The organism is Sulfuricella denitrificans skB26 (assembly GCF_000297055.2).
GTDB lineage: Bacteria > Pseudomonadota > Gammaproteobacteria > Burkholderiales > Sulfuricellaceae > Sulfuricella > Sulfuricella denitrificans.
In genome coordinates, this window is the sequence record NC_022357.1 from 1,973,268 (window position 1) to 1,995,344 (window position 22,077).

A 22,077-nucleotide genomic window follows, 5' to 3' on the forward strand; every position below is an offset into this window, starting at 1 on the left:
GTGTATGCTGCAATGCTAAACTGTAAGTTGCTAATGCGTTTGATCAGACAAGGGAGTTAGTCGGGTCTGATCCTATTTAACCAACCGGAAAACGGCCATGGGCAATGAAGAGACTCCGCTAGCCAAGCTGCTCGACCTGTCCAATTTCCTCGAATCCGAGGGCACCCTGGACGAGAATCTCTATCAGCTCGCGGCAATGGCGGCCAAGATCCTCAACGCGGAAAACTGCTCCATCATGCTGTTGAACGATGATGAATTCGAAGAGTTGCGCCTGCGCGTCTGCGCCAACTTTGGAAAGTTGCCAGCCAGCGCCTACCAAAGCCCCGTCAAACAGGGAGAAGGCATTTCCGGGCATGTCGTCGCCACCGGCAAGTCGCTCCTGATCGAGGACATCACGCAATCGGAATTCGCGCAGGTGGCTCGCCAGCTTCACGACCCGCGCAAGAGCATGATTTCCTCCCCGATCCTGATCAACGGCAAGATCATCGGCGTGGTCAACGTCAACAGCCCGAAGCATCCGCGCCCGTTCAACCTGAATGATCTCAATCTGCTCGACATCGTGGCCTTGTTCATTGGCCGATCAATCCAGGTCATCCAGCTGCAAAATATCCTGAATTCCCGGTTCACCCAGATCACCCTTGCTGCCGGAGCAGATAAAACCTTCGGCAACGCCCTGTTCACCGCCTCTCAGAATCCGGATCAGATGGCGAAGATTGTCGCCAAATCGTTCTATCGCGAAATGACCAAAGCCGGTTTCGGCTCAAACCAGATCATCAAAGCCGCCGCGGAAATCATCTCGGAGCTGACTCAAAGCCTGCACAAGCACAGCAAGCGACTAAAAAAACCGTGATGCCGGTGAATCCTGAAATTCTTCGCCTTTCCTGACTTTCCTGCATACCCCTACCTGCCGGGCAGCAAAATGTGCCCGGACTCTTTCATACGCGGACGCATCCTCGCATTGATAGATTATCTGAATCGTATGCAGAGCAAATAAAAAAGGGTACGTTTCCGTCGTTCCTTATCTGAATCCTGCGCCAGACAAGTAGACAACTGGTGGATTATCTGGACAATTGAACCTGGCGGCAGCCCACATGAAAGCCCATTGCTGATTGAGCAATCCGCCCAAGGCCAACATGCGGCAACGCCCTGAGCAGGAGGGGATTACAGTCCACTCAGCACCTTGATATGCGCCGCCACGCTACGGCCCAAGGCATGAAGTTCATACCCCCCCTCCAGCGCAGATACAATCCGACCTTGGGCATGCTTTTCTGCAACATCTTTGACCTGCTGCGTCACCCAGGCGTAATCGGCTTCCTTCAGTTTGAACATCGCCATGTCATCCTCCCAGTGGGCGTCGAAGCCGGCGGAGATGAACAGCATTTCGGGCTGAAAGCGCTCCAGTGCTGGCAGCCAGCGCTCGCTCACCGCCTGACGGAACGCAGCACCATCCGTTCCTGCCGGCAGCGGCACGTTGATGATGTGGTCGTTGCCGCTGTCGGCACCGCAGTAGGGATAAAAAGGGGACTGGAAAGTTGAGCACAGCATGACGCGGGGATCATCGTGGAAGATTTCCTCGGTGCCGTTGCCGTGATGGACGTCAAAATCAGCAATGGCAACGCGCTTCAGGCCATAGTGCTCAATGGCGTGGGCGACGCCGACGGCGACATTATTAAACAGGCAGAAGCCCATGGCGCGGCCCGATTCGGCATGGTGGCCAGGCGGACGGATGGCACAAAAGGCATTCTCAACCTTGCGCTCCAGCACCAGATCAGTCGCCAGTACTACTGCGCCGGCAGCGCGCAGAGCCGCATTCAGCGTGAACGGGTTCATCGCCGTGTCCGGATCGAGGTAAACCAGCCCATGCTGGGGCGCTGCGGCTTGCACGGCTTCGATGTATTGCGGCTTGTGCACCCGCGCCAGTTGCTCGAACGTGGCCAGCGGCGCATCATGGTGCTGAAGGAAGGTCAGCAACCCGGAAGCAATCAACTGGTCTTCGATGGCGCGAAGTCGCGCCGGACATTCCGGATGATCCGCCCCCATGTCGTGCTTGAGGCAATCCGGATGAGTAATATAAGCAGTATGCAATTGTCACACCTAAAATCGTGCCGTCAACTAAAATAGAAGAAAGAAACTGAACACGCCGAATTCGCTCAATCATCTCCCTTAATTATATATTTAACCTAAACAACAGCGAGTGCAAGCCCATGGGACAACATTACCTCAGTACCCTTTTCTCCCCCAAATCGGTCGCGATCATCGGCGCCAGCGACCGCGCCGACTCGGTGGGAGCCATCGTATTCAAAAACATGCTGGAAAGCGGCTTCAAGGGGTCGCTTTACCCGATCAACCCGAACCACAAAAAGGTACAGGGGAAAAAAGCCTACGCTTCGATCGAGGACATCGGCAAACCGGTTGAACTGGCGGTGATCTGCACCAATGCGGCTACCGTACCCGACGTCATCGAAGCCTGCGGCAAGCACGGCGTGCGCGCTGCGGTGGTGCTGTCCGCCGGTTTCAGCGAAATCGGCGCCCGTGGCGCCGAAATCGAACGCACCATGCTGGCCAACGCCAGAACTTACGGCGTGCGCATTATCGGCCCCAACTGCCTGGGGATCATGCGCACCGGCATCGGTCTCAATGCCACTTTCTTCAAGGGCAACGTCAAGCCCGGCAAGCTCGCGCTGGTATCGCAATCGGGCGCGCTCTGTACCGCCATTCTGGACTGGGCGCCAGCCAACGACATCGGATTCTCCAGCGTGGTTTCGATGGGCACCTCGGCCGACGTGGATTTCGGTGAAATTCTCGACTATCTGGCATCAGACCCGCAAACCGAAAGCATCCTGATCTACATCGAGGGCATCCACAAGGCGCGCGGCTTCATGAGCGCCCTGCGCGCCGCCGCCCGCTCCAAGCCGGTGTTCGTGGTCAAGGTTGGCCGCCATGCCGCCGGCTCGAAGGCGGTAATGTCGCACACCGGCGCACTGGTCGGCTCCGACGACGTGTTCGACGCCGCCGTGCGCCGCGCCGGCGTAGTGCGCGTAATGTCGATCGGCGAACTGTTTTCCGCCGCCAAGGCACTTGCCTCTCCCCACCGCTCCAGCGGTAACCGGCTGGCCATCGTCACCAACGGCGGCGGGCCGGGCGTGATGGCGATCGACCATGCGGTCGACCTGGGTGTCACTGTTGCCAGCTTGTCCGATCAGACTATCGAAGCGCTGAATAAAGTGCTGCCCGCCACCTGGTCGCACAACAATCCGGTGGACATCATCGGCGACGCTACGCCGGAACGCTATCGCGACGCAGTCACCATCTGCATGGAAGATTCAGACGTAGATGGCGTGCTGGTTATCCTCACCCCCCAGGCGATGACTAACCCGCTGGCAGTGGCCAACACGTTGATCGAAATCGCCAGCCGCTTCAAGAAACCCATGCTGACCTGCTGGATGGGCGACATCCAGATCAAGGCCGGAAGGGCCGCATTTGCCCAGGCACGCATCCCCACCTTCAGCACGCCGGAATCTGCAGTCGAGGCCTTCTCCTACATCACCGCCTTCTACCGCAACCAGCGCCTTCTGGCTCAGACTCCCGGCCCGCTATCGCACCGCGACGAACCGGACGTGGAAGGCGCACGCATGCTGATTGAAACCGTGCTGTCCGAACGGCGCAAGGTGCTCTCTGAAATGGAATCCAAGGCCTTGCTGGCCGCATTCCGCATCCCGGTGGCGAGCACCGTCATCGCCCGCTCTCCCGGCGAGGCACTGCTCCTGGCCCAGCAACTCGGCTTCCCGGTGGCAATGAAAGTCAACTCGCCCGACATCACGCACAAATCTGATGCCGGCGGTGTCAAGCTCAACCTGATGAACGCGCCGGCAGTGCGTGCCGCCTATCAGGACATCATCACCGAAGTAAAGAAAAACCGGCCAGAGGCACACATCGACGGCATCGCCATCCAGCCCATGGTGGTCAAGCCCAATGGCCGCGAGTTGATGCTCGGCGTCACTTCCGACCCGGTATTCGGCCCGGTGATCACCTTCGGTGCCGGCGGCACCACGGTAGAAGTACTGGGAGACCGCGCCGTTGCGTTGCCGCCCCTGAACAGCTTTCTGGTGCGCGAACTGATTGCCGGCACGCGCATCTCTAAACTGCTCGGCGCCTTCCGCCACATGCCGCCAATCCAGAGGGAGGCACTGGAAAGCCTGCTACTGCGCGTTTCAGAGATGGTGTGCGAGTTGCCCTGGCTGAAGGAGATGGACATCAACCCGCTAATCGTCGACGAAAACGGTGCGTTGGCGGCGGATGCGCGCGTGATGGTGGATTTCGCCCCGGTCTCCGGCGACCGCTATGCTCATATGGCGATCTATCCCTACCCTTCCCACCTCGTCACCGAGTGGCAGTTGCCGGACGGCACGGAAATCACCATCCGCCCAATCCGCCCGGAAGATGCCGAAATGGTGCAGGAGTTCGTGCGCAACCTCTCTGCCGAGGCCAAATACTTCCGCTTCATGAACACCCTGCAGGAACTCTCCCAAACCATGCTGGCGCGCTTCACGCAGATCGACTACGACCGCGAAATGGCGCTGATTGCCGTGACCGAAGAAAACGGCAAAGAAGTGGAAATCGGCGTCTGCCGCTACGCCATCAACCCAGATGGCGAATCCTGCGAATTCGCCCTGGTGGTAAGCGACCAGTGGCAGCACAAGGCAATCGGCCACAAGCTGATGGGCAGCCTGATGGACGCGGCGCGCACCCGGGGTCTGAAAACCATGGAAGGCGAAGTACTGGCGGGCAATCACAACATGCTCAAGCTGGTTGGGACGCTTGGCTTCGCCATCACCACCAGCGAGGAAGACTCGGCCATCAAGCGGGTGACCCGTAGCCTGTAAAACAGATGGATGCCACCTTCGCCCGCCAGGAAATTCTGGTTACCGCGCTCCGCAACGTTCTCGGAGAACCGGTCGAGGTGGTTGAAACCCACATTTCATGGGTACTGCTGGCTGGCGACTACGCCTACAAGATCAAGAAAGCGGTCGACCTCGGCTTTCTCGATTTCAGCACCCTGGGAAAGCGTCATTTCTATTGTGCGGAAGAACTGCGCCTAAACCGGCGACTGGCGCCAGATCTCTACCTGGAGGTCGTTCCCATCGCCGGCAGCGCAGATCATCCTGTCTTGAGCGGCCCCGGTCCACTTATCGAATACGCCGTTAAAATGCGGCGCTTTCCCCAGTTTTGTTTGCTCGACCAAGTATTGCTGCGCGGCGAACTGACCTCTGAAATGATAGACGCCATTGCCCGCAAAATAGTCGATTTCCATGGACGAACTGCAGTCGCAGACAACAAGAGTCCTTTTGGCACGCCGGAGCGGACTCACCTGCCAATGGTGGAAAATTTCGCGCAAATTCGTCCGCGACTGCGGGATAAAAAAGACCTGATCCGCCTGGATGAACTGGAGCGATGGAGCGAACAGGAATATCTGGCCCGTTGGGACGCCCTTGCGGCGCGCAAGGCACGGGGCTTTGTCCGCGAGTGCCATGGCGACCTGCATCTCGGCAACATGGCACTACTGGATGGGGAGGCGGTTCCCTTCGACTGCATCGAGTTCAGCGACAACCTGCGCTGGATCGATGTCATCAGTGAGGTGGCTTTTCTGACCATGGATCTGCATGGCCGCGGACGGTCTGATCTGGCGCGCCGATTTCTCAATGCCTACCTGGAGCAAACCGGGGATTACGAAGGTCTTGAGGTGCTGCGCTACTACCTGGTGTACCGGGCCATGGTGCGTGCCAAGGTGGCCTGCATCAAGGCCGGACAGGAGAGACTGTCCGCCGGCCACTGGGCGCAATACCGAAACCACATCGAACTGGCGACAGAGTTTGCTCGCCCCCTGCAACCTTTGCTCACCATCACCCACGGCCTGTCCGGCGCCGGAAAAACCACGGTCACGCAATCGTTGCTGGAAGCAACAAGCTTGTTCCGAGTCCGTTCCGATGTAGAAAGAAAACGCTTGTATGGGCTCAAGCCGGAGGCGCGCAGCGGCGCAGGGACTGGCGAAAGCATTTACTCTCCGGAAGCCAATGAGCGCACCTACCGACGACTGACGGAGGTTGCGCGGGGAATTATCCAGTCCGGCTTTTCAGCTATCGTCGATGCGGCATTCCTGAAACGACGAGAGCGTGCATCCTTCCATGAACTGGCTCAGGAATTAAACATTCCTTTCGTCATTCTGGATGTCACTGCTCCCGAAAACCTGCTGCGGGAACGAGTCAAGCAACGCATGCAACAAGGGCGAGATGCCTCGGAAGCGGATATCACAGTACTGGAAAATCAGCTCCGCAACAGCGAGCCGCTAGACGCCAGCGAACTGGCCTTGGCTATCGACGTGGATACGGAACAGAAAGAGAATATTCAGGCGCTTGTGCAGCGCCTGATGAAGGCTACTTCTTGCTGAGCAGCGCTTCAATTTCCGCTTCTGCCGCAATCCAGTCCTGCAACGAATTGCCCAGAAACCCATGCCGCTCGGCGTGGTAATAAGCCGCCTCGGCAACCATACGATAGCGCTGCTCTGGCGTGACGGTGGATTTGGCAACCGTTGCGCGCTTCGCTGCAGGTTTTTTCGGCGCAGCGGCTTTTGTCGGCGCAGCAGCCTTTTTCGGTGCTGCCGCGACAGCCTTCTTCGGCGCAGCTACTTTGGCAGCAACTGGTTTCTTCACGGCAGCTTTTGTAGCGGCAGTGGTTTTTGCAGCGCTAGATGATGTCGTTTTCTTTGAGGTCTTTTCAGTGGTAGCCATGTTTTTTCTCCAGTTAAATCTTGAATAATTTCATATCGAATTTTGAACGAAGTATAGCTTAATTTTTCAAGGGTAGAACATGTTCATGACATTATGATGAAACCTGCGCATTTTTCCCTATTTTGCCTCGAGTGCCCTGTCAGGTCGGATCAGAAATCGGTTGCTGCGCTCCTTACGGTTCTGGATGTAATGGTTCACCGTAATCTCCTGGCCTGATTTGTCGAAGATAATTTCGTAGTAAGCATAATTTTTGAACACTTCTTCGAAGTTCAGGTCCTGACCGGGGTCCCACGGTTTCATCGCCGGATCGAAACTCTCGAAATAGTATGGTGCATCTGGCTGGAATTTTTCTGCCAGTGACGCCGCACTTGCCCCCACAGAAAACAGGATCGCAATAACCTCAGCAGCAACGCGCACACCTTGCCTCATGCTCCGCACTCCGGACTAATAACCCTCATTTAAGCCGTTCCACCCACCGTCAGACCGTCGATGCGCAGAGTCGGCTGGCCCACGCCCACAGGCACGCTCTGGCCGTCCTTGCCGCAGGTGCCCACGCCCGGGTCGAGCGCCATATCGTTACCGATCATCGACACCCGCGTCAGCACGTCCGGCCCGTTGCCGATCAGGGTCGCGCCCTTGACCGGGTAGGTGATCTTGCCATCCTCGATCATGTAGGCTTCCGCCGCCGAGAACACAAACTTGCCGCTGGTGATATCCACCTGACCGCCGCCAAAATTGGCCGCGTACAGGCCATGCTTGACCGACTTGATGATTTCCGCCGGGTCCTTGTCTCCATTCAGCATGTAGGTGTTGGTCATACGCGGCATCGGGATGTGTGCGAAGGATTCGCGCCGGGCGTTACCGGTAACAGCCATGCCCATCAAGCGGGCATTCAGCGTGTCCTGCATGTAGCCCTTGAGGATGCCGTTTTCGATCAGCACCGTGCACTGGGTCGGATTGCCTTCGTCGTCGACGTTGAGCGAACCACGGCGACGGGCGATCGTGCCATCGTCCACCACGGTCACACCAGCCGACGCAACGCGCTGGCCGATCTTGCCGCTGAAGGCGGAACTGCCCTTGCGGTTGAAATCCCCTTCCAGTCCGTGGCCAATCGCTTCGTGCAGCAGGATGCCCGGCCAACCGGAGCCCAGCACCACGGTCATGGTGCCCGCCGGAGCCGGCTTGGCGTCGAGATTGATGAGCGCCTGATGCACCGCCTTTTGCGCGTAATCCTGCAGCACCTCGTCGCTGAAATAAGTGTAGTCGAAACGCCCGCCACCGCCGGCGCTGCCCTGCTCACGCCGACCGCCATCCTCGACGATTACCTGCAGCGAAACCCTGACCAGAGGACGCACATCCGCTGCCAGCAAGCCGTCGTTACGGGCAATCAGCACCACTTCGTATTCGCCGGCCAGCGATGCCATGACCTGGGTGACACGCTTATCGAGCGCACGAGCGTGGCGTTCCAGCCTTTCCAGCAGGGCCACTTTTTCGGCGTCCTTGAGACTGGCAATCGGATCGTGAGGCAGGTAAAGCTGGGGCTTGGCCGCGCCATATACCGCTGGTACCGATTTTTCCGCTCCCTGCCGGGCGATCGCACGGGTGGTTTCGGCCGCAGCCGCCAAGGCTGGCAGGCTGATGTCATCGGAATAGGCGAATGCGGTCTTTTCGCCGGATACGGCGCGCACGCCCACGCCCTGGTCGATGCTGAAACTGCCCGACTTGACCTGACCTTCCTCCAGACTCCACCCCTCGGCGCGGGTGTACTGAAAGTAGAGGTCGGCGTAATCCACCTGATGGGTCATGATGCGGCCGAACACCTGCTGCAAATCTCCTACATCCAACCCGTAAGGGGTCAGCAGAGTCGACTGGGCGGTACCGAACAGAGGGTCGGACTGGAACGAAGCGGTTTCAATTTTCATAAATTTTCAGAATTCAGCAAGTTTTCAAGGTTCGGTGTGTCAGGGCAGGCAGGCTCTTGCGCAAGCTCGCCTGATAGGCCGGGTTGATGTTGGCAATCACCACCCCGGAACCGCGCGGCAGACGATCGAGGATTACACCCCAGGGATCGACAATCATGCTGTTGCCGTGCGTTTCGCGGCCGGACAAATGATAGCCGCCCTGCGCCGCGGCCACCACATAAGCCAGGTTCTCGATGGCGCGGGCACGCACCAGGGTTTCCCAATGCGCCTTGCCGGTGGTTTCAGTGAAGGCAGAGGGCACGACGATGATATCGACCTCGCCCATGGCGCGGTAAAGTTCGGGAAAACGCAGGTCATAACATACCGATAGACCGATTCGACCGAACGGAGTTTCCACCACCACTACCTGGTCGCCCGGTTCGATGGTTTTTTCTTCGCGATATTTCTCGTTGCCGAGATCCAGGCCGAACAGGTGGATCTTGTCGTAGCGCGCCACCTGTTTTCCCTTGTCGTCGTATACCAGACAGCTGTTGCGCACCTTGGACGGCACACTCGCCTCCAAAGGCACCGAACCACCTATGATCCATATCTTGTGCTTCTTTGCCATGGCACTGAGAAATTTCTGCATCGGTCCCTTGCCCTCGGCTTCGCGCACCGCCACCTTGTCGCTTTCCTTCTTTCCCATAATGGCAAAAAACTCCGGCAGCACGACCAGTTTGGCGTCCTGCGCTGCGGCCATGCCGATCAGGCGCTCGGCCTCGGAAAGGTTGGCCGCCACGCTCGGGCCGGAAGCCATCTGGATGGCCGCGATACGGCAAATGCCTGGCTGTGGTTTGGCACGTGCAACTGCAGTGCGAGTCTTGGTTCTGGCGAAGCTCGATTTGGCTTTTGTTGTCATTTTATTTCCTCTCATCCATTGCTTAATTCAGTGAGGGGTTAGAAGGTGAGGGGTGAGGCGGAAGGTCACTCCCCACCGCACCGTTTTTGACTTTTCTCCTCACCCCTCACCCCTCACGGCTGCCCCGGAGTGGCAGCCGCGTTCCCACCGATCTTAACGACATTGGGTTTGTCCCATGTTCCGCTAATACTGTATTCGTAGGCAGCGATTTGATCAATCGGGTCCCGCAACAATTTTTGCGCCACCAACGCAGCTATCCCGACCACGGGACCGCCCAGAAATGCGCCTGCGACGGACACGCCCTCTCCCAACTGGGGAGCCACTCTCACCTTCAGGTTCTGGGTTTCCCTGGCAAGATCGGTTTCACCCTGCATCCGGACTTTTGCCGCCGGGCCTTCCAGCCTGAAATCATCGGTGTGCGCTACACCGTGGTCGATGCGCGCACTGCCGGAAATCGAGTCGAAGGCGAAACCTCCGCTGAAAATATCCCGAAAATCCAGCGTCAGGCGCCGTGGCAACGACTGAAGACTGAGCAGGCCAAGCAGTTTCCCCACCCCCGGCTCGACCTTGAGAAATTGACCATTCTTTGCTTCCAACTGCAGATTGCCAGTCAAACTCGGAAAATCGATACTATGGGGGCTACCCGCCCAGGAAAGATGACCATCGAGCTTCGCTGTTCCGCGCTTCACTGCATCCGGATAACCCAACCGCGCCAGCAGTTTGCCCAAATCCTGCGCTTCAACACGCAGATTGGCGTTGGTCACCGGCCTGCGTCGCCAACCCTGCCACAATCCATCCATCTGCAGATTGCCATCGGGGTTGCTGATGCGCAACTTCTCGATGCGCCAATCGTCATCCTCCTGTACGGCCAGTAACTCGAGCTTGCCGAGCTTTTTCTGATTGGCCGAGAAACTCTCCGCGATGACATCCAGTGCCGGCAACTCCTTCTCCTGCGGCGCTTTCGACGGAACACCCAGCTTCGCAGGAGCCGGATCGGGAATGGTCAGATAATCCAGACGCGCCTGCAGACGTCCGCGCGCCTCGGGATTCCATTGCACATTGCCGGCAAGTTCCCTGCTCTCTATCTTCGCCTGCCAGGTGCTCTCCTGCATTTTGGCACTAATACGCAAATCGTTAAAGCGTTTGCCAAACACATCGAGAGCACCAAATTTCAGATTGAGGCCGGCAAACTCGGGCAACTGCGTTTTGTCCGACGACGTTCCGAGGATGCCACGCCAATGATCGAGATCAAGCAAGGCAAGCTCACCGCTCAACCAGATACCGGGTTGCGGAGGCAGCACCACTGTTGCGCCCAGATTAACCGCACCGCGCTCGATCGTCGTTTTTCCGTTTTCTTGACGACGCGACAGCACCGCGGCAAGGGCTTTGCCATAATTGAGCTGAATCAGATCCTCCTTCGCACCCGATATTTTCTTTTCAAAGCGTAGCGGCACCGTCTCAGCTGCTGTTTTGCCAAAAGGCGCAGGCAAATTAACCGCCAGCCCGACCAGCGAAGATTCGAGCAGCATATCAGCCTGTTTTTTACGGATCGAGATCACTCCACGCCAGTCGGCAGTTCCGCTCAAGCTACGGGTTATCGGCTGATCGGCCAAACCGCGTATTCCGGCAGCGGTAGCGCGCCCCTGGGCATTGATGCGCACGCCACCATCCTTCTGGGTCGCCCCACTGATCGAGGCCGGACCACCCACGACCTGCGCCGTAATTCGAGGAATCCCCACCGAAGCTTCGGTAAAATCCAGGCGCCCATTTACCTGTTCCAGAACCGGCAAGTCCGCGCCGAGAGAAACACGGTTGTTGACGAACTGATAACTACCCTCCACCCGGCTATCCTTGTTGCGTCGCAAGGGGATAGCCAGCTTCAGCTTGAAATTTCCGTTGCCCGATGCCCCCATGCCTTCGGTAAAATCGTCGATCATGGCACTGACCGGACTATGGCCGATGAACTTGATCATGTCGCCGGTCGGTCCATGCGCCTCACCCTCCACTTCGAGAATTTCATCCCAGCTCAACAGGTCGGGGATCACCACGCGAGTCTTGCTGATTTGCATGTCATCGGTATTACCCTGATGTGCGGTGATTTCCATGCGCGCACCACGGAACAAGAGATCCACCACGATATTCTCGATTTTTGGCCACCCCGGCGCATATTCCAGCGTGCCGTGAGTCACCTTCCCGGCCACCTCGAACAGGCCGTGCTTGCCGTCGGCAAAGGGGAAATCGGCCAGATTGCCCTTCAGCCGCAGCCTCACATCGTTGGACTGCCCGGCCAGCAGCGCCGTATCGAGCCAGTCGCGCGTCGATTGGCCGACCGTGAGAGGGATGTATCGGGCGACCTGGCGCCCATCGCCGCGGGTGAACTGGCCGGTGAGATCGATCATGCCCGGTGTACCACTTTTCATCTTGTAGCTGCCGAACAGCGTGCCCGCCAGGTGGCGGTTGGCAAGAGAAAGACTGGTCAGGGTAATATCCAGGCCATTACTATTTTCCTGTTTCTTCCAGTTCATCTGCGCAGTCAGTGCATCCATCTCCAGCGGCTCGCGGAACAGACCGGGAAAGTCCGCACGCACGCCGTGTGAATCCAGCGCCAGGGTGCCGGATTTTTCGTTGGCGTCGAGGTTGCCGCTCAGGCCGGAAACACCCGGCAGCTTTCCATGGGGCTTCATGCCCAAGCCGGTAAAGCCACCCTTGGCCGTATAGCGCTGCGGCGTTTTCCAGTCACCGCTCCATTTAACACTGAAGTCGTGGAAGCTGCCCTGGGGAGCGATTTCAGTCAGATTGCCACGCACTTCCTGTGACAGCGGCAGCGCATCGGCCAATTTCACCAGCGGTTCCAGGTAAAGGCCATTGGCGCGAATTTCCCCGGTAGCGGGCTTTTTACCTTGCGCCGGAATATAGCGCACCAGCAAATCGGTAGACGGCAAGTTGACGCCACTCTTCGCGGCCAGGCTCAGATGCTGCGCGCGGAACTCGAATGCCCCCGGCAGCGGTTTTCTTCCGAGACGACCTTGCAGACTTTGGAGTTCAGCCTCGGCCAGGTCACCAATAAAACGGGCTGCCGAATCGACAAAACGAACATCCGCCTGCAATGGCCGCCAGCCGAGGCGGCCGCTCAGGCTATGCAGATCGAGCGGGGGTAAATCAGTGGCAAGGCGGGCAGCCACATCATTCAGACGAACGTCCGCTGTGACCTCGCTGACCCCCCCGGCCTTAAGCCCAAGCCAGGCCTGCACACCGCCATAACCGTGCTGCAGCTCGAATGGGAAGGGTAGCCAAGTCTGCCAGGCAGCGATGTCGGCATGGTTGAGCTTCGCATAAACCTTGCCCTCCCAGGCGGCCAGTTCGGCCACTTTTTCACCTTTCAAATCGGCACGAATATCCAGCGGGTCGGCCAGTTCAGCAGGCGGAACGGCCTGCAGACCCAAGCGGTGGCGACTGCCGCTGCTCTCCAGGCGCAGGTTGACGCGGCTCAAGGTCAAAGCCGGCGCCTGGCGCTTCTCGTCACGCCATTCGATCACTGCGTTGCGAATGACGATACGCGATTGCTGCAACATCCAATCGGCGAATCCACTGTCACTGTCCGGCTGGTTGAGCTCGATTCCCGCGATAAAGATGTGTCCTTCGGCATCGCGCCGAATACTCAATACGGGATCGCTGATTTCGAGAGAATGCAGGCGCACCTCGCCGACCAGCAACGTCCACCACGACAGAGTGCTATCAACCTGCTGGAGCACCAGCGCAGGACGTCCCTGCCGGTCGTAAACCTGCACTTCGCGTAGCTCCAGGTGCGGCCTCAAGCGTTCCCAGTTTGCATCGATCGCGCCAATCGCAACGCGTTGTCCGGCTGCGCGGGTAATGGAAGCGGCAATATCCTCGCGATATTGGCCGATATTGGGCAAGATCCAGTAGCGCAATGCCACCACCGTTGCGGCGAACGCCAGCCCGGCCAGAAACAGGGCCGCGATTGCAATTCGGTAACTCCATAGCCACAAGGTTTTATGCATGATCCAGATTCAAAAAAACCGCAGTGCCTTATTGATCGTCCCTGCGGCAGATTATACCCCGGCAAAGGGGATCTCTTCACGTTACCATTTGGTCAGCCGCATAAGGTGCGCCATGCGCGCCCATTATCCTTCCATCCCCATGTTTTAAAGAATAATACCCTGAAATTCCAGGTGCCTTATTCGGTGTTGATGAAGTACAGAAAACTGTATTGCACTTACCACCCAAATCAGCCATTATCAAATTATTCCAAGTTGAATACGAACGAATACTGCGTTGTCGGCTCTTGGCGTACTACATGTACTGCCTGCGAACCTCTGTCTTACTTCCTTCGAAAGCGACCTGGAGCTTGCTACCAACCAGATCCAGTACCAGGGGAAAACATGAATACCGAAAAAGAACAATATTCCAGGATTGCAGATGCCATAGCGCGTGCCGAGACGAGCTTTCCCGGGACCCTTGCCGAGGATTTCCCCCGCATTCTGCAAAATATTGACATGCTATGGGGAAGCAAAGATGCTACAGATTATATCAACGATCTTTTCCTGAATGACCGCGATAACCGTCAGGGCTTCCCCATGGGCGCTCTGGAGGAAATCACCATGCTCCATCAACTCCACGACTTGCTTTTCCCCTCGTTTAGCACCAATCCATATGACCCATTCACCGGTCCCAACCTGGCTGCACCGCTTGAAAAACCGGCAAAATCACAGAAAGATAACGACCCTCTGGAATGGCGGGTTCCCGAACACCTTTTAGGTGAGACGAACATTCCCGACACCTCACCAGACCTGTCCGCTACACAGGTAAAATCCGCCAAGGCGACAGACTCGCCAGCCAGCAGCGGGCGCGGAAAACCTGTTGAATGGCCCATATTGCGCTCTCTGCACCAGATCAACGATGCCATGGAATTGCGCCACAATGGAATGCACATCTATGCCATGCAAGGCAAACCCATAGGCGAAATTCTCGTACATTTTGGCGTAATTGATGAACAAACGCTGCGAGTTGTGCAGAAAGTACAGCATGAACAAGAAGCTGGCGACAGCATGCGCACACCCATCGGCCAAATGTTTGCCAAGATCGGTGCTGTCGATGACGAATCATTGACGCGCGCCCTGTGCATTCAGTCGGGAATGCCGATGGTGGATATTTTGGGCATCCACATCCCTTATGAGACGCTCAAACTCATTCCCAGCGATAAAGCGCGCGCGAAGCAAGTAGTGCCTGTAGCTGTTCGTGGTGACATCCTGTTTCTGGCTGCCGCCGACCCATACTCGCTTAAGGATCAGCCATTCTTTACCGTCCTGACCGGAAAAGAGGTGGAACTCATGTATGCGCCTCGCCACGAAATTGTAAATCGGCTCAACATGTATGGTTTAGGCAAGACAACAAAAGATGCCCAGGATGAATTTCACGACCTGGCCAAGAAAACCTTGGGTTTTGCCCAGAATCAACATGTCGAAGCGGAGGAGTCCAGGCTCCATTCCAACATATCGGAAAATGACGCCACCATCATTAATCTGGTCAACAAACTGATCCACAACGCCGTCGAGTCAGGGGTGTCAGACATACACATCGAACTCTTTCAGGACAGCACTGAAACCAGCATCCGGTTTCGCCGTGACGGACTGATGGAGCAGTTCTCCTCTTTTCCCAAGGACTATCACGACGCAGTCATTTCCCGCATCAAGATAATGGCCACCCTGGATATTTCAGAACGCCGCCGACCGCAAGACGGCAAGATTTCCTTTCTCCTGCCCGGGAGCAGACGGATAGATTTACGGGTGGTCACCATTCCCGCCATACACGGCAAGGAATTCGTCACAATCCGAATCCTGGCAGCGGGTGAGCCACTGCCTCTCACCAGCATCGGCATGTCCGAACGGGATTTGAATGTTTTTCAAGAAGTGTTCCACCGCCCTTATGGTCTGATTCTGGTCTGCGGCCCCACCGGCAGCGGCAAAACCACGACGTTGCATTCCGTTCTGCGCGAACTCAACACCGACGACAACAAGATTTGGACAGTCGAAGATCCGGTGGAAATCGTGCAACCCCATCTCTGCCAGGTTCAGGTTAACAACAAAATCGGGGTAACCTTCGCCACTGTGCTGCGCTCGCTCTTGCGTGCCGACCCGGACATCATCATGATTGGTGAAATGCGCGACCAGGAAACCGCCAAGATTGCCCTGGAAGCGTCAATGACAGGCCATCTCGTGCTTTCAACCCTGCACACCAATTCGGCTTCTGAAACCGTCTCACGCTTGATAGATCTGGACGTAGACACTTTCAATCTTTCCGACGCACTGCTCGCCATTCTCGCTCAACGTCTTGCGCGTAAACTGTGTCCGCTATGTGCGAAGAAAGTAGAAGCCCCGCTTAACGAACTCGAGGCGCTGGCCAACGAATATCGCCATACCTCGCATGGCCGCCTGCCTACCATGCAGGAGCGCGAAAAGATCATTCAGGGCTGGCGGGAAACTTATGGTCAGAACGGCAAAATCTATCTTTCCCGCCCGGTGGGATGCAAGCAGTGCAGTGGTGGGTACAAAGGCCGTATCGGGCTTTACGAACTACTGAAAGTCTCCCCCACCATCCGGCATCTTATCTGCCAAAGAACAGCCGCATCCGAATACCAGTCAACCGGCATCCAGGAGGGAATGCGCACGCTGAAACAGGACGGCATAGAGAAAGTGCTACGCGGCATTACCGATATCACGCAAGTGCATAGTGCGTGTGTTTGATTGAACCTCAGATAGGGTGCGGACTGAACTATAGTGTCAAATAATTTGTACTATTCTTATGGCATTACTGATGCATCCGCCAATGAGAGAGGTAAACCATGGACAAAACTAACACGACCCAATGCGAACTCACCCCTGCCGGACGATTGAAAAACCTGGCGGACTGGGACAAAAATGTTGCCGCATGGCTTGCTGAGAAGGATGGCATCACTCTGACCGAAGCACATTGGGAAATCATCCTTATGATGCGCAAGTACTATGAGACATATAACATTTCACCCATCCTTAAATTATTGAAACGGGAAATTCGGGAAAAACTGGATGCGCAGAAGGCAGAAAATGTCTATCTGGACAAGCTTTTCCCCAATGGCGTGCTGACCCAAGGCTCCAAAATCGCCGGCCTGCCTGTACCCATACTCGATGTTGAAATTGAAAAGCTTCCCGTAGCTAAAGCCAAACCTGCGGCGGAGCCTATAACCACACCTCCCGCACACAAACACTTCATCGGATCATTCGAATTTCAAGGCAAAGTTTATCCGGTGTATGAGAAAGGCAATCTGGCAAATCTTGATGACTGGAGTGAACCCTTGGCCGAATTCATGGCACGTCAGGAAGGCATTAATCTCACACCTGCCCATTGGGAAATCATCCATTTCATGCGCCAGTTTTATTTCAAATATGGCATCAGCCCCATGGTCCGCTTACTTATGAAAAACATGCGTGACGAACTAGGCGCAAGCAAAGGCAGCGATGAGTACCTTTACAAGCTCTTCCCGGGCGGCCCTTCACGGCAAGGCTCACGTATAGCCGGCCTGCCGGAACCGCAGGGTTGCATCGATTAGCAAACACACGAGGAATCTTTCGCGGTAGTTCTCAACATGAATGGGGCAATATCCTTGCTGGCGGGTTCAGCCGCCAAGGTTCTCGCCCGCGATGAAAACACCACTGCCACCCATTTTCAAAATGGAAAGACAGAAAAAATTACTTCACTACCTGTTTCAACTGCTCCAGAATCGCCGGGTTCTCCAGCGTAGACACATCCTGGGTGATCTCCTCGCCCTTGGCCAAGGCATCCCAGTTGGCCAAAATGTCAGACCAAAAATTGGTCATGCCGCAAGTTCAGTCAATACCTCTGGCCGTTTTTCAGCAATGGCGATAAGCGTTTTTGCTGCGCCGGAAGGTTGGCGTCGGCCTTGTTCCCACTCCTGGAGTGTGCGCACTGACACGCCCAGCAACGTTGCAAACTGTGACTGCGAAAGACCGGATTTAATGCGTACCGCAACCACAGGCGAAACAGGAGCAACCGCTCCATTTCCAGCCAGCATTTCGCGAACGGACTGTTCAAGTTCAGCGCCAATATTGCGGGACGATTCCCATGCTTCTAACTCGGCGTCAGACAGCGGTTTTTTCGATGGCATCTTTCATCTCCTTCAATTTGTGACCAGCGATGGAATCTAGCCCGGATGTTTCATAAATTCGCGTGATGATTGCGCAGGATTTTGTTTTGTAGGGGGATTTTGTGAAAGAGTGGCGTAGTTACTCATATGCCCGACTGAACAAAATCTCCCTACGAAACATAAAGACAAGCAAGGGCACGCGTCAATTTATGAAACATCCGGGCTAGGGCGCTCTTCGCATACAAAAACAGCAGCCAAACTTGCCCATTCGTCAGCCGCGTAAAGTAAATCACACGAACACCGCCCGATTTACCTGAACCGGCCCGCGTCCAGCGCACTTTGCGCACCCCACCTGAATTCCTTACCACGTCGCCTGCTTCTGGATTGTGGGCGATGAATGCAGCGAATTCACCACGCTCCCCCTCAGTCCAGTAATGCGGCCAGAGGCGCTGAAAAGTCGGGGTTTCAATCACCGTAAGCATAAATAAACTATACGTCAATGACGTATTTTGTCAAGAATACATTAACGAGAAATTACTTCACAGCCATAACCCGCCGAATACAAGCATCTGGCGTAAAGGAACCAGATGGGGTGCGCGTCGCGCACCCTGCAAATCCAATATTATTGGTGGTCTGGCCCAGAACATGCGGAATGCGGAGTTAGGCTGGATGCGTGATTGCAAGACCTAGCCCCGCTGACGCTTTAGTGACGCTTTAGCGCGTCCCTCTTGAATGTTAAGGTTAGCCACCGTTGGTACCCTCAAGAGCTTTCTGTACGAGTGCACCACGAATCTTCGTAAGTTCTTCCGTTCCCAGAATTGTACGGAGGCCTTGAATGATGCTTGCGATAGCCACGTCTTCAGACAGCGGCTTACCTTGCCATGAATCGCCCATACTCTCTCTTCCGAGAATATCCGCGAAAGTCTTATACATTTCTTCAATCTGCTTCTGGCGTGGCTCGCCATGTCCGGCATTGCGCAAGAACCAGTCACCGGCCCCGACGTTACGAAGTGCACCCTCGAATCCCTGAAGAACAGAATCAAGTTTAGTCGTTAGCCAAACAGCGTATTTTCTGCGTAATGCGAAGAGATTCGTAGCGTGTGGCAACACCTCCTGTGTAGGTCCTTCTCGGAAAAGCGTGTCGAGAGTTTTGAATACCTCGGCGATGTACTCCTCTGAGAAAGCGACATGCTTGTCAAAGGCAACATTTGCCATATGTGAGCTAGCACCTAGCGCAAATCGTTGCTGCACATCAAGGAGGAGCAACTGGCGCTCGTGCGAGGAAAGGTCTCGCATTAGCTGGAACATGGCGACCACAAGGGAGCCAACTAGTGGAACTGCAGCTATTTCTTGGATTAGCGTGCTGTGTGGAAGGAGATAAAACGCCAGTAGCGATGACAAAAACAACACCGCAAGGCCAATGTAGATGCTACTGCTTGAGGGAGTGCGCATTTTTTAAGTGGCTAACGTTGAAGGTAAGAGGCGGCCGATAGGCCGTCCCTCTTGACCGAAAGGTTAGGCGGCACTCGGCGACGTTTGCTCACTTCTTACCTTGAGATGCTCGGATAAGGTTTCGTAGCGCCTCGTGCAAACGATCATCGCTGAATACCTGAACACACGCCAGGCGCGCAAAGGTTTGATATGAGTACTTCTGTAGTTTAGGCAAGTCGCTTGCATCCAGCTTGTCGAGTGGGCGGCCTGCTTGCGACGCGTAGCTGAGATTTGAAAGTGCGTGTCCGTACGACAGCAGCGCCTTAATGTTGGCGGAAGAGAGCCCACTTGCGTTCAGGAAGTCAACCTGCTCCAGAAGGTAGCGGTGGGCAACAGGATTTTTGTCGTTGGCTTCGACGAACGAAACATGCAAACACTGGGCATACTGCGGTGGCAGAGAGAACTGAAGCGCAATATCCGAGCCAGCATCAAACACTTCGGCCCGAGGCTTCACTTTTTTGAGTAGTGCGTCGACTTCTTGCTGTTGCTGTGCGAAAGCCGGGGTAGAAATTGCGAGAGCAAGCCCTACAATAACAGCAGCGACGGCACTTCTCGATTGAGCAATGGTGCGCATAGTGGTTGTACCGTCTAACGTAAAGTTGACCCCAATAAAACGACCTAAAATTTCATTCGGTTGGTTTAAAAACATGCACCGACTCTAAACCCAATTTAAAACCAAGAAAACCAAATAGTTATCAAGCATTTTTTCGACTTTCAACACCCAACCTGCCCACCCCTGCAACAAACATAAAAAAAGCCGCCGAAAACCCCGGCGGCTTTTTTCGTGCCCCACAAACAAGAACCTACTTCACGACCTCTTTCAACTGCTCCAGAATCGCCGGGTTCTCCAGCGTGGAAACATCCTGGGTGATCTCCTCGCCCTTGGCCAAGGCGCGCAGCAACCGCCGCATGATCTTGCCAGAGCGGGTCTTGGGCAGGTTGTCGCCGAAACGGATTTCGTCGGGCTTGGCGATCGGGCCGATTTCCTTGGCCACCCAGTTGCGCAGATCGGCGACGATTTTCTTCGCGTCTTCGCCTTCCGGGCGCGCACCTTTCAGCACGACGTAGGCCACCACCGCTTCGCCCTTGATGTCGTGCGGCTTGCCCACCACGGCGGCCTCTGCAACCAGTGGGTTGGCCACCAGTGCTGATTCAATTTCCATCGTGCCGAGGCGATGGCCTGACACATTGAGCACGTCGTCGATCCGGCCCATGATCCAGAAGTAGCCGTCCAGATCGCAGTTGGCTCCGTCGCCGGCGAGATAATATTTGCCGCCCAGATCTTCAGGGAAGTAGTTTTTCTTGTAGCGCTCCGGATCGCCGTAGATGGTGCGGATCATCGAGGGCCACGGGCGCTTGATAACCAGAAAGCCACCCTTGCCCTTTTCCACGTCGTGGCCGGCTTCGTCGACGATCGCAGCCATGATGCCGGGCAGCGCCATGGTGCAGGAGCCGGGCTTGAGGCCATGCACGCCGGGCAACGGGGTAATCATGTGGCCACCGGTCTCGGTCTGCCACCAGGTATCGACGACCGGGCAGCGGGTCTGGCCAACGGTATTGTAGTACCACATCCACGCCTCGGGGTTGATCGGCTCGCCCACCGTTCCGAGCAGGCGCAGGGAGGAAAGGTCATATTGCTTGGGCAGATCGGCACCAAGCTTGATCAGGGAGCGGATCGCGGTCGGCGCGGTGTAGAAGGTGGTGATTTTGTGGTCCTGGATCATCTTCCAGAAGCGGCCGGCATCCGGGTAAGTTGGCACACCCTCGAACATCAGCTGGGTGGCGCCGATCCCCAGCGGACCATAGGTAACGTAAGTGTGGCCGGTGATCCAGCCGACGTCGGCGGTGCACCAGAAAATATCGCTGTCCTTGTAGTCGAAAGTCCAGCGCATGGTGTTGATGGCATGGAGCAGGAAACCGGCGGAAGAATGCTGAACGCCCTTGGGCTTGCCGGTGGAACCGGAAGTGTAAAGAACGAACAGCGGGTGCTCGGCATTCACCCACTCCGGCTCGCAGGTGTCGGCCTGGCCTTGAACGGCATCGTGCCACCATACGTCACGTTGTGCATCCCACGCCGTTTCTCCGGCGGTACGCTGGTATACCACCACCTTTTTCACGCACTCGCAGCCACCCATGGCGAGCGCATCGTCCACTGCGGGCTTGAGCTGCATCGCTTTACCGCCGCGGAATTGTCCATCGGCAGTAATAATCAGACTGGCGCTCGCATCGGTGATGCGTTCATGCAGGCTCTTGGCAGAGAAACCGCCGAATACCACCGAGTGGATCGCACCGATGCGGGCGCAGGCCTGCATCGCCACCACCGCTTCGATGCTCATCGGCAGGTAAATGATGACGCGGTCGCCCTTCTTCGCGCCCAGCGCCTTGAGTCCGTTGGCGAAGGTGCAGACGCGATGGTAGAGATCTTTATAGGTAATCTTGGTGACCTTGCCGTCGTCCGCCTCGAAGATGATCGCAATCTTGTTTGGCTGAGTGGCGAGATGCTTGTCCAGGCAGTTGTAGGACACATTCATTTCGCCGTCGTCGAACCATTTGTAGAACGGTGCGTTGCTCTCGTCCAGCACCTTGGTAAAGGGCTTTTTCCATACCAGCAGTTCGCGTGCCAACCCTGCCCAGAAACCTTCGTAATCTTTCTCAGCCTGCTCGCACAGCGCCCGGTAGCCGTCCATCCCCTTGACGTTGGCCTGGGCCTTGAATGACTCGGCCGGCTCAAATACCCGGGTTTCGTTCATGACTGATTCAATCGACGACATGTTTTCTCCTCGAAGTTTTTGTTACGATGCAGTTGTTTGATGATATCGC

At 56.2% G+C, this 22,077-nt stretch carries 17 protein-coding genes; 5 read left to right on the top strand and 12 right to left on the bottom strand.

What is annotated here, in order from left to right; genetic code table 11:
* Window positions 1-97: 97 nt before the first annotated feature.
* Entirely contained in the window at window positions 98-850 is a 753-nt protein-coding gene (locus SCD_RS09610; protein ID WP_009204947.1) for a GAF domain-containing protein, read from the top strand.
* 311 nt (window positions 851-1,161) lie between these two features.
* Here SCD_RS09610 and SCD_RS09615 read toward each other — a convergent pair whose 3' ends face one another.
* Window positions 1,162-2,085, bottom strand: coding sequence for a histone deacetylase family protein (locus SCD_RS09615; RefSeq protein ID WP_009204948.1), 924 nt, complete (start codon window positions 2,083-2,085; stop codon window positions 1,162-1,164).
* 119 nt (window positions 2,086-2,204) lie between these two features.
* Between SCD_RS09615 and SCD_RS09620 the strand changes: the two genes are divergently transcribed.
* On the top strand, window positions 2,205-4,883 hold the full coding sequence (locus SCD_RS09620) for a bifunctional acetate--CoA ligase family protein/GNAT family N-acetyltransferase (RefSeq protein WP_009204949.1): 2,679 nt from the start codon (window positions 2,205-2,207) through the stop codon (window positions 4,881-4,883).
* A gap of 5 nt (window positions 4,884-4,888) precedes the next feature.
* Entirely contained in the window at window positions 4,889-6,445 is a 1,557-nt protein-coding gene (locus SCD_RS09625; protein ID WP_009204950.1) for a bifunctional aminoglycoside phosphotransferase/ATP-binding protein, read from the top strand.
* Here SCD_RS09625 and SCD_RS16875 read toward each other — a convergent pair.
* From SCD_RS16875 to SCD_RS09650, 5 genes are all read right to left on the bottom strand, one after another.
* On the bottom strand, window positions 6,432-6,785 hold the full coding sequence (locus tag SCD_RS16875) for a DUF2934 domain-containing protein (protein ID WP_009204951.1): 354 nt from the start codon (window positions 6,783-6,785) through the stop codon (window positions 6,432-6,434). The genes SCD_RS09625 and SCD_RS16875 overlap by 14 nt on opposite strands.
* A gap of 117 nt (window positions 6,786-6,902) precedes the next feature.
* On the bottom strand, window positions 6,903-7,214 hold the full coding sequence (locus SCD_RS09635; protein WP_009204952.1) for a hypothetical protein: 312 nt from the start codon (window positions 7,212-7,214) through the stop codon (window positions 6,903-6,905).
* Between the two features lie 29 nt (window positions 7,215-7,243).
* Window positions 7,244-8,707 carry a metalloprotease TldD gene (gene tldD / locus SCD_RS09640; RefSeq protein WP_009204953.1) on the bottom strand — a complete coding sequence of 488 codons (1,464 nt, stop codon included), beginning with the start codon at window positions 8,705-8,707 and terminating at the stop codon, window positions 7,244-7,246.
* A gap of 13 nt (window positions 8,708-8,720) precedes the next feature.
* Window positions 8,721-9,605: a carbon-nitrogen hydrolase family protein gene (locus SCD_RS09645; RefSeq protein WP_009204954.1), complete on the bottom strand. Its 885-nt coding sequence runs from the start codon at window positions 9,603-9,605 to the stop codon at window positions 8,721-8,723.
* A 113-nt stretch (window positions 9,606-9,718) separates the two neighbouring features.
* On the bottom strand, window positions 9,719-13,627 hold the full coding sequence (locus SCD_RS09650; RefSeq protein ID WP_009204955.1) for a YhdP family protein: 3,909 nt from the start codon (window positions 13,625-13,627) through the stop codon (window positions 9,719-9,721).
* A gap of 381 nt (window positions 13,628-14,008) precedes the next feature.
* Here SCD_RS09650 and SCD_RS09655 point away from each other — a divergent pair, with 381 nt between their 5' ends.
* On the top strand, window positions 14,009-16,369 hold the full coding sequence (locus SCD_RS09655; protein WP_009204956.1) for a GspE/PulE family protein: 2,361 nt from the start codon (window positions 14,009-14,011) through the stop codon (window positions 16,367-16,369).
* Between the two features lie 98 nt (window positions 16,370-16,467).
* Window positions 16,468-17,211, top strand: coding sequence for a TusE/DsrC/DsvC family sulfur relay protein (locus SCD_RS16155; protein ID WP_009204957.1), 744 nt, complete (start codon window positions 16,468-16,470; stop codon window positions 17,209-17,211).
* Between the two features lie 139 nt (window positions 17,212-17,350).
* Here the strand turns inward: SCD_RS16155 and SCD_RS17000 are convergent, their stop codons facing one another.
* The 6 genes from SCD_RS17000 to acs form a co-directional block, all read right to left on the bottom strand.
* A complete protein-coding gene (locus SCD_RS17000) occupies window positions 17,351-17,479 on the bottom strand; it encodes a hypothetical protein (RefSeq protein WP_009204958.1) in 129 nt (42 codons plus the stop codon).
* On the bottom strand, window positions 17,476-17,787 hold the full coding sequence (locus tag SCD_RS09665) for a helix-turn-helix domain-containing protein (RefSeq protein WP_009204959.1): 312 nt from the start codon (window positions 17,785-17,787) through the stop codon (window positions 17,476-17,478). Before SCD_RS09665 ends, SCD_RS17000 begins: the two co-directional genes overlap by 4 nt.
* Before the next feature lie 149 nt (window positions 17,788-17,936).
* Entirely contained in the window at window positions 17,937-18,248 is a 312-nt protein-coding gene (locus SCD_RS09670) for a type II toxin-antitoxin system RelE/ParE family toxin (RefSeq protein WP_009204960.1), read from the bottom strand.
* Window positions 18,249-18,507: 259 nt separating this feature from the next.
* Window positions 18,508-19,167 (bottom strand): hypothetical protein, encoded by a 660-nt coding sequence (locus SCD_RS09675; RefSeq protein ID WP_161626932.1) that lies wholly within the window; start codon window positions 19,165-19,167, stop codon window positions 18,508-18,510.
* A gap of 139 nt (window positions 19,168-19,306) precedes the next feature.
* Window positions 19,307-19,906 carry a hypothetical protein gene (locus SCD_RS09680; RefSeq protein ID WP_009204962.1) on the bottom strand — a complete coding sequence of 200 codons (600 nt, stop codon included), beginning with the start codon at window positions 19,904-19,906 and terminating at the stop codon, window positions 19,307-19,309.
* Between the two features lie 154 nt (window positions 19,907-20,060).
* Complete coding sequence (gene acs / locus SCD_RS09685; protein ID WP_009204963.1) at window positions 20,061-22,028, bottom strand: acetate--CoA ligase; 1,968 nt, start codon at window positions 22,026-22,028, stop codon at window positions 20,061-20,063.
* Between the last annotated feature and the right edge of the window lie 49 nt (window positions 22,029-22,077).